The sequence below is a fragment of the Flavobacterium sp. 9 genome (assembly GCF_002754195.1).
GTDB lineage: Bacteria > Bacteroidota > Bacteroidia > Flavobacteriales > Flavobacteriaceae > Flavobacterium.
This window is the reverse complement of record NZ_PEEU01000001.1, coordinates 3,302,132-3,315,028: the sequence shown is the minus strand read 5'-3', so window position 1 is coordinate 3,315,028 and position 12,897 is coordinate 3,302,132. Positions and strand designations below refer to the sequence as shown.

General features: G+C 32.9%; 11 protein-coding genes. 8 read left to right on the top strand and 3 right to left on the bottom strand.

What is annotated here, in order from left to right; genetic code table 11:
- Positions 1-41 precede the first annotated feature (41 nt).
- Entirely contained in the window at positions 42-1,001 is a 960-nt protein-coding gene (locus CLU81_RS13635) for an MBL fold metallo-hydrolase (protein ID WP_099710308.1), read from the top strand.
- Positions 1,002-1,174: 173 nt separating this feature from the next.
- On the opposite strand, the gene CLU81_RS26800 is transcribed toward CLU81_RS13635, so the two are convergent.
- From CLU81_RS26800 to CLU81_RS13625, 3 genes are all read right to left on the bottom strand, one after another.
- On the bottom strand, positions 1,175-1,327 hold the full coding sequence (locus CLU81_RS26800; protein ID WP_158235333.1) for a hypothetical protein: 153 nt from the start codon (positions 1,325-1,327) through the stop codon (positions 1,175-1,177).
- 231 nt (positions 1,328-1,558) lie between these two features.
- Positions 1,559-2,098 carry a 3-hydroxyanthranilate 3,4-dioxygenase gene (locus tag CLU81_RS13630; RefSeq protein WP_099710307.1) on the bottom strand — a complete coding sequence of 180 codons (540 nt, stop codon included), beginning with the start codon at positions 2,096-2,098 and terminating at the stop codon, positions 1,559-1,561.
- Between the two features lie 45 nt (positions 2,099-2,143).
- A complete protein-coding gene (locus CLU81_RS13625; protein ID WP_233209708.1) occupies positions 2,144-3,214 on the bottom strand; it encodes an endonuclease/exonuclease/phosphatase family protein in 1,071 nt (356 codons plus the stop codon).
- Positions 3,215-3,379: 165 nt separating this feature from the next.
- On the opposite strand from CLU81_RS13625, the gene CLU81_RS13620 reads away from it, so the two are divergent.
- The 7 genes from CLU81_RS13620 to CLU81_RS13590 all read left to right on the top strand — a co-directional run bounded on the left by CLU81_RS13620 (position 3,380) and on the right by CLU81_RS13590 (position 12,889).
- A complete protein-coding gene (locus tag CLU81_RS13620; protein ID WP_099710305.1) occupies positions 3,380-4,453 on the top strand; it encodes a serine hydrolase in 1,074 nt (357 codons plus the stop codon).
- A 163-nt stretch (positions 4,454-4,616) separates the two neighbouring features.
- Positions 4,617-5,516: an LD-carboxypeptidase gene (locus tag CLU81_RS13615; RefSeq protein ID WP_099710304.1), complete on the top strand. Its 900-nt coding sequence runs from the start codon at positions 4,617-4,619 to the stop codon at positions 5,514-5,516.
- A gap of 184 nt (positions 5,517-5,700) precedes the next feature.
- On the top strand, positions 5,701-6,072 hold the full coding sequence (locus CLU81_RS13610) for a YraN family protein (protein WP_099710303.1): 372 nt from the start codon (positions 5,701-5,703) through the stop codon (positions 6,070-6,072).
- 120 nt (positions 6,073-6,192) lie between these two features.
- Entirely contained in the window at positions 6,193-6,849 is a 657-nt protein-coding gene (locus tag CLU81_RS13605) for a hypothetical protein (protein ID WP_008466087.1), read from the top strand.
- A 397-nt stretch (positions 6,850-7,246) separates the two neighbouring features.
- The gene (locus CLU81_RS13600; RefSeq protein ID WP_099710302.1) at positions 7,247-7,810 is read left to right on the top strand and encodes an RNA polymerase sigma factor; all 564 of its coding nucleotides are present in this window, start codon (positions 7,247-7,249) and stop codon (positions 7,808-7,810) included.
- Between the two features lie 489 nt (positions 7,811-8,299).
- Positions 8,300-9,478: a FecR family protein gene (locus tag CLU81_RS13595; protein ID WP_099710301.1), complete on the top strand. Its 1,179-nt coding sequence runs from the start codon at positions 8,300-8,302 to the stop codon at positions 9,476-9,478.
- A 189-nt stretch (positions 9,479-9,667) separates the two neighbouring features.
- The gene (locus CLU81_RS13590; RefSeq protein WP_233209707.1) at positions 9,668-12,889 is read left to right on the top strand and encodes a TonB-dependent receptor; all 3,222 of its coding nucleotides are present in this window, start codon (positions 9,668-9,670) and stop codon (positions 12,887-12,889) included.
- Positions 12,890-12,897 lie beyond the last annotated feature (8 nt).

Below are 12,897 nucleotides of genomic sequence, written 5' to 3'. Positions count from 1 at the left end.
ACTATAATTCATGAAATTTGCGGTAACAAAATTACTTAATTATGAATATTTTCAATCGTCTTCTACTCTGCTTCTTTTTAATTTCAATAAATGGATTTGCCCAGAAAGAACAAAACCATGCTTTTCAGGTTGTTCCTTTGGGAATAAAAGGTGGTATTGACGAAAAAAATCTTTCAGCTTATTTGGTGGCACCAACAAATACAAACGATTTTATTTCTTTGGATGCAGGAACCATAAATGCAGGAATCGAAAAAGCAATTGAAAACAAGGTTTTTAAAGTTCAAACTAGCGAGGTTTTAAGAAAATACATTAAAGGATATTTTATTTCACACGCACATTTAGATCACGTTTCTGGTTTGATAATTAATTCACCGGCCGATTCTTCAAAAACGGTTTATGCAACTGAAAAATGTATGGAAATGATGGAAAATCATTACTTTAATGATCAAACCTGGGCAAATTTTGGTGATAAAGGTCCTGGAACTCCATTAAAAAAATACCATTTTCAAACTCTTAATATTGGAGAAGAAACGCCAATTACCAATACCACAATGACGGTAAAAGCATTTCCGTTAAGTCATGTGAATCCGTTTGAAAGTACTGCTTTCCTGATTAGGAATGGAGATTCTTATGTGCTTTATTTAGGAGATACCGGACCAGATTCGGTTGAAAAAAGCGATAAACTAAAATCTCTTTGGACAGCGATTGCTCCTCTTGTAAAAAGCAAACAATTAAAGGGAATCTTTATTGAAGTTTCCTTCCCAAATGAGCAACCTGACAAATTTTTGTTTGGACATTTGACTCCAAATTACTTACTGAAAGAGCTTCATGTTCTTGAAGAATTATCAGGAAAAGACACTTTGAAAGGTTTTAATATTATTGTTACGCATTTGAAACCACCAACCAAAAATATCATCAAACTTAAAGAGCAACTTAAAAATCAGAACGATTTAGGTTTGAAGATTGTTTATCCGGAACAAGGGAAGAGATTTGAGTTGTAAACGAGTTAATTAGCCACAGATTTCACAGATTAAACGGATTTTTTTTGTCTTTTGTCATTTCGGCGAAGGAGAAATCACGCGCGCTGATCGACAAAGATTGTCGCCATTTTTTGTGGAGTTTCTAGTGTGATTTCTCCTTCGTCGAAATGACAATATTGTGTTAATCATTGTTCTTAAATAATTTTTTTTCTTCTCAATTCCTCTAACATTTCTTCATGAGTTATAAAATCTCCATTTTCAAAATCAAGTTTACCTTGTTCTATACCTTCTTTTAATTCCTTCAAAAAATCTTCTTCATTGGAATTGTTTACAATTATATCTTTCATATTTTAAGCCTATTAAAATTCTTTTTATAGTGATGTCCTAGCCCCGATAGAAGTGGAAATCCTTTTGTGTCCGCCGCGGCGGACACAAAAGATTGAAACGGATAGCGGGAAATAGCTCCTAAAAAAATTAAATTTTTCAATTCTAAAGAAACTTCTATTCAATAATTTCTATTTCGACTATATAATACCTAACAGATTTAAAAACCTTTTAGGATATATTGACTCAATCTATTATTTCTTCGCTACAAATCTTGGATCAGATTCCATTACGGTTCCGCAATTGTTGCAAGTTCTCAATTCTTCAGAATTGTAGAAATGTTCGAAATGTGGCAAGAAGTCTTTTTCTATATTATGAAGTTCAAAAAAGACTTCGTAAAGTTTATGATTGCAGTTGTCGCAATGCCAAAGCAAACCGTCTGTATATCCTTTTCCTGCACGTTTGCGCTCGATTACTAAACCTATAGAACCCTCTGAACGAACTGGAGAATGAGGGATTTTTGCTGGATGAAGATACATATCGCCAGCATTTAATTCCATTTCCTTGCGTTCGCCATCTTCCTGAATTACGACTTTGATGCTTCCTTCTAGTTGGTAAAAAAGCTCTTCGGTTTCGTTATAATGATAGTCTTTTCGGGCATTTGGACCAGCAACAATCATCACAATATAATCACCGGAATCAACATAAAGATTTTTGTTCCCAACAGGTGGTTTTAATAAATGACGATTTTCATCGATCCATTTGGTAAGATTAAAAGGTTTTGCAATTGCCATTTTTTAAGGTGCTAAGTTTCTAAGTAGCTAAGTTAGGGAAAAGTTTTATTTCATCTCTTTGATCAAATAAATATAAACTGGAAAGTGATCACTAAAACCAACTTCTGTCAAAGTATGTCGCAACGGATATCCTTTATATTGCCCCGATTTTTGAATCAGATAAGATTTACTGAATATCCCTGCTTTCCAATATTTAAATGTAGAGAAATCCGGTTTTATAAGTGATTCTGTAATTATAATCTGGTCGAAAATATCCCAGGAATCTCGAAAAGCTATTGTTCCCATTCCTTTGTTTGCCAATTCTTCAAACGGATTAAAAACGCCAAACTCCGCAACTTCACTCTTTTTTGCTTTGGCTCCTAAAGCTATTTTTACACTTTTATTAAAAGGTCCGTCGTTTAAATCACCCATTGTAATGACTTTTGCATTTGGATTAATCTGTTGTAACGAATCAATAATTTTTCGGTTCAGGTTTGCTGCAGCTTCTCTAAATGGACTACTGGCTTTTTCGCCACCAGATCTTGACGGCCAGTGATTGACAATAATATGTATTTCTTCATCTTCCAGAAAACCAGTAACTAATAACTGATCTCGTGTAAATATTCGATTGTTATTTCCTAATTTAGGTTCAAGTTCATCATCTGTTTCCTCTTTTTTATCTTCCTTTATTGGCAACTTATTTTTGTAGATATACAAAGGTATATTGGAATAAGAAGTGGGTTTGAAATGTTTTTTCTGATATAACAATACAACATCAATTCCGCGTTTGTCAGGAGAATCAAAATGAATAATTCCGTAACCAAAGTCTACTAGTTTCTCTTGTTTGATTAAATCTTCGACTACGCCACGGTTTTCAATCTCAGAACCTCCGATAATAGTTGGTGCATTGGGGTTTTCGGGCGTTCCTATTTCAGATAAAACTCTTGAAAGGTTCTTTAATTTCTGTTGATATTTTTCTTCTGTCCAATTTTGTGCTCCCGTTGGTGTCCATTCGTTATCGTTTGTATTTGGATCATCGTGCGTATCAAAAAGATTTTCGAAATTATAAAATGCAACGGTATGAATTGCGTATTTTTTTGATTGTGCTTGTACAAATGACAATGAAAAAAATGCCATTATATAAAGTTTAAAGGAGAGCGTTTGCATAAATAATTCTTTAGAAGGATCAATGTAGGCAAATTAATTGTTTTGTAAGAAATTTCTAATTTATTTTTTGAATCATTTTTTTGAATATCACAGAATCTCTTGTAACTTGCTGACTCAAATCTCTCTTTCTATAAAATGAAAAACATATTTTTTTCCTTTCTATTTCTTATTCTTTTTAATAACACAAATGCACAAAAAAACAGTTCGTTTGTTGATAGTATAAGGGTAAAATATAATATTCCGGAAGTTGCATATGCAGTAATTTCTGCTGATTCAATTTTAGAAATTCAAGCTTTGGGATATCAGAGAATAAATTCAAAATACAAGGCTAAAATTGATGATAAATTTAGATTGGGATCTATTACCAAAACAGTAACAAGCTATCTTGCTGCACTTTTAGTTAAGGAAGGAAAAATAAAATGGGATACTAAGTTTTTTGATTTATATCCAGAGTTAAAAGCCAAAAGCAATCCGGCAACTTACAATTTTACATTACAAGATTTCATCACTTTTCGAGCAGGAATCAATACTTGGTCGTATGGAAATGACACTCCGACTCAGGAAGAAATCAAAGGCAATAATCAGCAACAGCGTTATGAATTTATTGCTTGGTTTTTGCAACAGAATCCTGCCACAGAAAAGCAAGTTGTATATTGGTCAAATCCAAGTTATGTTGCTGCGGGATTAATGCTCGAAAAAGCAACTGGCAAAACTTATGAATCATTAGTAAAGGAATTGGGCAAAAGTCTCAATATCGATTTTGATTTTGGTCAGCCGAATTTAAAAGATAAAAATCAGCCTTGGGGACATGATGAAAATCTAGAACCTGAAAAACCTTCTTTAAATTATAAATTAAACTGGCTTTCATCAGCAGGAAATATAAATGTTAGTTTACCTGATTATTGCAAGTTTACACAAATGCAACTTCAGGGATTGTTAGGAAAATCTAAAGTGTTTACGAAAGAAGAATTCGAATACATGCACTATGGTTTACCCGAATTTTCGTTTGGATGGAATTCGGAAATTAATGAAAAAAGCAAATTGAAATATTCTTTTCATAACGGAAATCCCGGAACTTTTTTAACCAAAGTGTATATTTGTAAAACAATCAACAAAGCTTTCCTCCTATTTGCCAATGTACAATCTGAAGAGGCTGATAAAGGACTTCTATTAATATTAGAAGAATTGCAAAACAAATATGGCGGTTGATTCTTTTAATCTAAACCCGATTTAAAAAATAATTTATAATTTTAAGCAAAAAGAAATCATGAACACGAACAAACTCCAAGACTTCAGAAAAAGCTCTGCTTTTGGTACATTCGTATTTCTTATTTTTGCTTTACATTCATTTACCTGTCAATCCCAACAAAAGATGATCACACCACCTTATTTACAAAAAGGAGATACTGTTGCGCTTTTAGCAACTGCCAGAAAAAACATTGATGATAACTTAAAACCTACAATAGATTTACTGCATAGTTGGGGTTTAGAAGCTGTTGTTGGAACTACAATTGGACTTGATTTTAATCAATTGGCAGGAACTGATGAACAACGTGCAGCCGATTTTCAGCATCAATTGGATAATCCTAATATCAAAGCAATTTGGTGTGTTCGAGGTGGATATGGAACGGTAAGAATGATCGATTTATTGGATTTTACTAAATTCAAACAACACCCAAAATGGATTATTGGTTTTAGCGACGTAACAGTTCTACACAATCATTTGAATACGATGGGTTATAAATCTATTCACGGTGTTATGCCTGTAACGATTCCGCGTGCAACTCCGGCAGCTATAAGTTCTATGAAATTAAGCTTGTTTGGTGAACCAGTTTCTTACTCAATCGCTCCGGATAAAATGAACCGTTTTGGAAAAGCAACCGGCGAATTAGTTGGTGGAAATCTTTCCATACTTTATAGTTTATTAGGTTCACAATCGGCAATTGATTGTAAGGATAAGATTTTATTTATCGAAGATCTTGATGAATACTTATATCATATTGATCGAATGATGATGAATTTGAGACGTAACGGATGCATCGAAAACCTGAAAGGAATTATTGTTGGCGGAATGACCAAAATGAAAGATAACGAAGTTCCTTGGGGTAAAAATGCTCTTGAAATCGTAGACGACGTCACTAAAAAATATAATATTCCTGTAATTTTTAATTTCCCAGCCGGACATATTCAAGACAATCGTGCCTTAATTATGGGAAATACAATTTCTATTGATGTAAATGAATCTGGAAGTACTGTTTCATTTCAAAAATAATATAATCGTTTCTTATCTCTTTTAAATAAGAGAAAATACCACATATCATAATCTCGCAAAGACGCGAAGTCGCAAAGTTTAAAAATTACTTTGTGCCTTTGCGTTTCTGTTTATGGAATAAATTGTTACACAACAAATCTCACACCCAGACTGAAAACTGAAACTGAGACTGAAAACTAAAAAAATGGCTGAACACAATGAACTCGGAAAAAAAGGAGAAGAACTTTCTGTGGAATATCTTCAACAAAATGGTTATAAAATCCTGGATCGAAATTGGACTTTTCAAAAAGCCGAAATAGATATTATTGCCCAAAAAGATTCCATTTTAGCAATTGTTGAAGTGAAGACAAGATCGAGTCTGGATTTTGGTTCTCCGCAAGATTTTGTGAAGCCAAAAAAAATTCAACTACTTATAAAAGCAGTAAATGCCTACATAAACGATAGGGAAAAGGATTTTGAAGAAAATATTGAAATCCGTTTTGACATCATTGCGATCCATAAAAGTGGCGAAACATTTGCAATTGAACATCTTACTGATGCTTTTTATCACTTTTAACATAATTTTTCATTGTTATAATTATAACAAATTGTTTTTTTATTTATATTTGCATAAATTTATAACACCCTTATTAACTAAACCAACCCAATCAAGTTACAAAAAAAAAGAAAAAAAATTATGAAAACCGTTTCTTCAATCGTCGAAAATTACATTAAAACAAAACCCTTTTTATTAAATGCATTATCGCTTGGAATTATCAACCTAACTTCTCTTTCGCGGAACATTATGACCGAATTGGAAAGTGAATTTGGCAAAGAGGTAAAACAAGGCGCTGTTGTAATGTCGTTAAAACGGCTTACAGAAGAATTGGATTTTAAACTAAATCATAAAATCAATAAAGTAATCAAGAATATTGGTGAAATCACCGTAAGATCTGAATTGACAGATTACACCTTTGCTGCATCAGAAACTGTTTTAAACAAACAAGCTGATTTAATCTCTGATATCAACGCTTTATCTGATATTTTTTATACTTCGTCACGTGGTGTTAACGAAACTAATATTGTAGTAAGTAGTAGTGTGAATCATTTGGTTGAAAAACACTTTATGCGCGAAAAACTGATTCAGAAATTAGATAATTTAGCATCTATCACAGTAAAATTACCTAAGGAAAACATCGTGGTTCCGGGAATTTATTACTTTATCTTTCAGCGTTTAGCGTGGGAAGGAATCATTATCAATGAGGTAATTTCGACTTCAAATGAATTTACAATTTTAGTTGGTGAAGATCAGGTTGATGTTGCTTTTAAAGTAATTAAAGATTTGAAAAATTAATCAAATACGACACAATAGAATCTTTATCTGATTCTTCATTTTATAAAATCCATTTATCTTTTTTAAACAAAAGATAAATGGATTTTTTCTTCCTCCAATTATTACAATATCATCAATCATTTTATTACAGAATAAGAATATTCGTAAAAAATAAAATTATTTGTAATTATTACACAAAATATCAGTTAAAAAGTCACACACTTGATAAAAAGAGACTTAGCAACGCTTTTACTGCTATTTTGGCTGAAATGAACTAAAAAAAATAAAATTAAGTTTTTTTTAATACTATATGCTGAGAATAATATTTTTATATATTTGCTAACCCGTCAGCAGATTAGAGTACCAATTTTGACAGTATCATAATATAATTAGATTTAAATAAGGACTAATTAAATTAATGTTAGAAACAAACAATCATAGCGAACAATTATTGGTGAGTGAGCTCAAAAATGGCAACGAAAAAGCATTTCGTTCTCTTTTTGATTTATACTATCAGGATATCTATGGTTACAGCGTTAGTCTTTTAAAATCAAAAGAGGCCGCTGAAGAAAATGTACAAGATGTTTTTATGAAAGTTTGGCAAAACCGGGAGAACCTAAATCCGGACCAATCTTTTAAAGCTTATATTTTTACCATTGCACAAAATCAGGCATTTAATGCTCTAAACAAAGCAGCAAATGATTTGGTGCTGAAAGAAGCCGTTTTTTATGAAAGTCAGAAATCACATGATTACGGTGATTATTCGATTCGGGAAGAGGATTGCAAAAAACTTCGAAAGCAGGCCATGAAACAATTGCCTCCCAAACGAAAGCAGATTTTTAAAATGTCCCGAAAGAAGGGAATGAGTTATGAAGAAATTAGCCAGGAACTTGGCATCTCTATAAATACAGTCCGGAACCAAATGAGTAAAGCATTAGAATCGATGCGAGTCTTTTTTCACGTTCATGACGAGATTATCTAAACCAAAAAACCACATTAACCATTAAAATCACTCTTCTCGGGTGATTTTTTTTTGTTTTTAATTTAAGGTTAACCGCAAAGTGCGCAAAGATTTACGCAACGATCGCGAAGGTTGTCATCCTGAGCGAAGTCGAAGGACATACAAGAAACTCTACAAAGATTGGCGATTTTGTTTGAATAAATTTCCTCCCCTTCAACGGATTAATCCATCGCAATCAGAATCGACAAACATATACACAATTCTTTGCGGAGCTTCTCGCGGAGATTTCTCCTCTGTCGAAATGACAAAACACTATCTTCATCCTAAAAAGAACTATTTTTTTATTTTTTTTCTAAATTTTTATTTCAGCAAAAACCTCAACAAAATCAGTACTTCACAAAGTTTATCGATTTACTCAAATGTTAAAATTGAAAAATTTACAACGTTTGAGTAGTACTCAACAAGACTTCAACTGTATTATATCAGAACCGGATCTTAAATCAATTCTTAATGAATTCAAATTCTGAAATAAAAAGTCTTTTACAAAAGTTTGTTTTAAACGAATGTACACCCGAGGAAACAAACGAGGTAGTTGCCTATTATAAAAAAAATAAACTTACGGATGATTTCCCTTCTGTAGAAGATATTCAGGCGCTTCTTATTGAAACTCCAAAAATGGATCGACAAACTGCCGATGATATTTTCTTAAATATTCTATCTGCTTCAAAAGAAAATGAAACAACAATTCAAATTGCTCCTGAAAGATCAAATTTCAAAAAGTACATTTCGATTGCTGCTTCTATTGTTGTTTTATTAGGAGTTGGATTTTTCTACAAACAAAGCCTTTCGACTAAACCTGTTGAGCAAAAATTTGATTTCAAAAGTTCTGATATCGTTTTACAATTAGAAGATGGGCAAACTCAAATCATATCAGAAAATAATTCGGCTCAGGTAAAAGATGCCAAAGGAAATATCGTTGGAAATCAAAACGGAGACAAAATTGTTTATGATCCAAATACTGGTTTAGAGAAAGTAGCTTATAACATCATTAAAATTCCATATGGCAAAAAATTCAAATTGCAATTGTCTGACGGAACAATGGTTCATTTGAACGCAGGAACAACTTTAAAATATCCTGTGAAATTTATTGCCGGTGAAAACAGACAGGTATTTCTAAACGGAGAAGCTTTTTTTGATGTTGCCAAAGATAAAAAACACCCTTTTATTGTAAATGCTGACGCGCTGAATGTACGTGTTCTTGGAACTCATTTTAATGTTTCTAATTATCCAGAAGATGCTGCAACTGATGTAGTTCTTGTAGAAGGTTCTGTTGGAATGTATGGCTTAAACGAAGAGTTTGATGCTAATAAAAATACTGTTTTGAAACCTGGTTATAAAGGAAGTTTCAACAGAGAAAACAATGCGATTTCTACCAAAGCTGTTATAACTGACATTTATACTTCATGGATAAATGGCGGATTAACCTTTAGGAATATGACTTTCAAAAACATTATTACAAAATTGGAAAGACGCTATAATGTTACAATTGTAAACAAAAATGAAAAATTAGCCAACGAAAAATTCAATGCAAGTTTTAAAGAAGAATCTATAGAAAATGTGATGAGTTATTTCAATGACATTCACGGTATCAATTACACCATAAAAAACAATCAAATACTAATTAAATAACCACTAACCAATGAAAAAACATGAAGAAAGAAAAGTACTAGAATAAAAAAATCGGAAAGAGCTGCGAACAATTTCCGATTAACTAAGTGATTGAATATAACGAATTAACTACAATCAATTAACAAAATTATGAAAAAAAAATCAAAGAATACTGGGTTTTTATACCGAGTGTTCCAAAATGACCTAAAATTGAAATTAACTACACTACTTATTTTGGTCGCCATGTTTAATATTAGAGGGAATACTTATGCCCAAAAAACAAAAGTAACCCTAGAATTAAACAATTCAACAATCGAAAAGGTTATTGAGACCATAGAACAAAAAACAGATTTCAGATTTATTTACAAACTGAATGACATCGACTTAGATCGAACGATTTCAATTTCTGTAAAAGACCAATCGATATATGTTGTTTTGGATCGACTTTTTAAAGGAACTCCAACCGAATTTAAAATTCGCGATACTCAGATTATTCTAAAAAAGCCAGAACTTAAAACAGAAGTTATCCAGTTTCAGAAACAAACCGTTTCCGGAATTATCACGGATGAAAATGGTTTACCACTTCCTGGAGCATCTGTTTTTGAAGAAGGAACTAAAAACGGAATGGTAACTGATTTTGATGGTAAATACAAACTTACTGTCGAAAGCAATACGGCTGTAATTGTAGTAACTTTTATTGGATATAAAGAGAAAAAAGTAACTGCAAACCAAAGCATTATCAACATTCAACTTCTTCCTGATGCCACAAACTTGCAGGAAATTGTTGTGGTTGGTTACGGTACTACTGCCAGAAAAGATGTTACCGGAGCAGTTTCTTCTATAGCTGCAAAAGACATGAACCAAGGTGCAATTGTTAATCCGTTGCAATTGATTTCAGGTAAAGCTGCCGGTGTAAACATTAACCAAATTGGTAGTGAGCCAGGCTCCGGCCCAAGTGTTCGTATACGTGGAGTGAGTTCATTAATTGGCGGAAGTGATCCATTAGTCGTGGTGGATGGAATACAAGGAAATTTAGACTTGCTAACTTCGATTCCTCCAACTGAAATAGAATCTATTGACATTTTAAAAGATGCCTCTGCAACAGCTATTTACGGATCAAGAGGAGCTGCAGGAGTTATTCTTGTAACTACGAAAAGCAACAAAAATGGAAAATCTACTATAGAATATGTTGGATCTACATCTATAGATTTTATTCCGAAAAAATTAAATATGTTAAATGCTGCGGAATGGACAACGGCGGCAGCAAGCAATGGTGTTCCTGCCTCTTCAAATCATGGCGCTGATACAGATTGGTATGGAGTATTAACCCAAACTGGTTTTACACAAACTCACACACTTTCATTTGGAGGAGGCACAAATAAATTAAATTACCGTGCTTCTTTGACTGCTATTTTACAGGATGGTGTTGTCATAAACTCTAGTAACAAAAAATATATTGCCAGAGTACAAGCTACTCAAAGAGGACTGGACGATAAATTAAAATTAACTTTTAATTTAAATAACGGAATTGAAAATAGTACAAGAAGTATCGCAGATTTGGGTAGATCGGGACAGGTTTCTAACTTGATTTCACAAGCTTATTTAATGCGTCCAACTGACCCTGTTTTTGATACAGATGGAAAATCTTATTTTACAGACCCAGGTTTGTTTCAATATATAAACCCTTATGCAGTAGCAGAAAAAACAATTAATGACGCACAATGGGATAACTTATTTGGAAGTCTTAAAGCTGACTTAGATTTAGCTGATGGTTTACAAGCTGGTTGGTTTGGCAGCTGGAGAAAAACAAATGCAACAACTGGTTTTTATTTACCAGTATCATCAACGGATCCTGGCGCTGTTAGACAAGATGGTTTTGGAAACATTACAAATAAGAGACAGAATGAGAAGTTGATGGACATCAGTTTAACTTACAAAAAGACCTTTGGCATCCATAATATCAATGCTTTGGCATTATACGAATGGCAAAATCAAACTTACGAAGAAAGTTTTTTGCAAGCACGAGGATTTATTAGTGATGTGACTTCGTATAATGCATTACAATATGGAGATATGTCTAAAGTATTGTATAATGATATAAAATCACAAAAAAATGACAGAACATTAGCTTCATTTGTAGCAAGAGCTAATTATATTTTATTAGACCGTTATTTAGTTACAGCAAGTTTAAGACGTGATGGATCATCTGTTTTTGGAGCGAACAACAAATGGGGTAATTTTCCATCAGCATCAGTTGCATGGCAAATTAATAAAGAATCATTTATGCGCAATCAAACATTAATAAATGAGTTGAAATTACGTGCAGGTTATGGTGTTACAGGAAATCAACAAGGTTTAAGCCCACAGGGTTCCCTATCTTTAGTTGATGGTGCAGGATCTACCTATTTTGGAGGTTCTCAAATTACTAATTTCTCCATTAGTCAAAATGCCAATGCCGATTTGAAATGGGAAACAAAAAAACAAACCAATTTAGGTCTTGATTTTGCCTTGCTCGATAACCGACTAAGAGGTACCGTTGATGTATATACAGCTACAACTGATAATCTTTTATTTAATTACACAGTGCCGCAACCACCTTATCCAAAAAGTGATATTAAAGCCAACGTAGGTAGTATTAGGAACGAAGGATTGGAAGTTTCTTTAGGTTATGATGTTATTCGTAATGAAAATACAACATTGACATTGGCTGGAAACGTTTCTTTTATGCGCAATGAAGTACTTAACTTAAGCGGAAGTATCAATGGTATACCACTAAATACTGATTATGTAGCTTGGGGGGGAGGAACGCCTAACATGTATTTGATAAAAGGACAACCAATTGGTACATTTAATATTTTAAAACATGAGGGCGTAAACGCTTCTGGTGTTGAAACTGTAGTGGATCAAAATGGAGATGGAGTTTTCGATCAGGGTGCCAGAAGTCCTGATCGTGTAATGGAAGGATCTGCCTTGCCAACGTATACTTTTGCTTTCAATCCATCTTTACGATATAAAAACTTTGATGCATCGCTTTTATTAAGAGGTTCAGGAGGTAATAAGGTCTACAATCTTGTTAATCAACGTTCAAGTTATTTAGAGAATATTGGTAAATCAAATGTATTAGACAGTGCTTTAGATAAAGGTATCAGGACTTCTATATATGGTTCAGACATATGGTTAGAAGATGCTTCTTTTATTCGTTTAGAAAATGTTACTGCAGGATACAATTTTGCTTTTAAAGACCGCTTTTTTGAGTCTATCAGACTTTCTCTTACTGGAAACAACTTATTTCTTATCACAGATTACACTGGTATCGATCCTGAAATTAACCTAAACGGAAGTAACGATAATAATGCATATTTTGGTGGTGATAGAGGTATTTATCCTCGTACAAGAAGTGTTGCGTTTGGGGTAATTGTCAAATTTAAATAGTAAAAGAA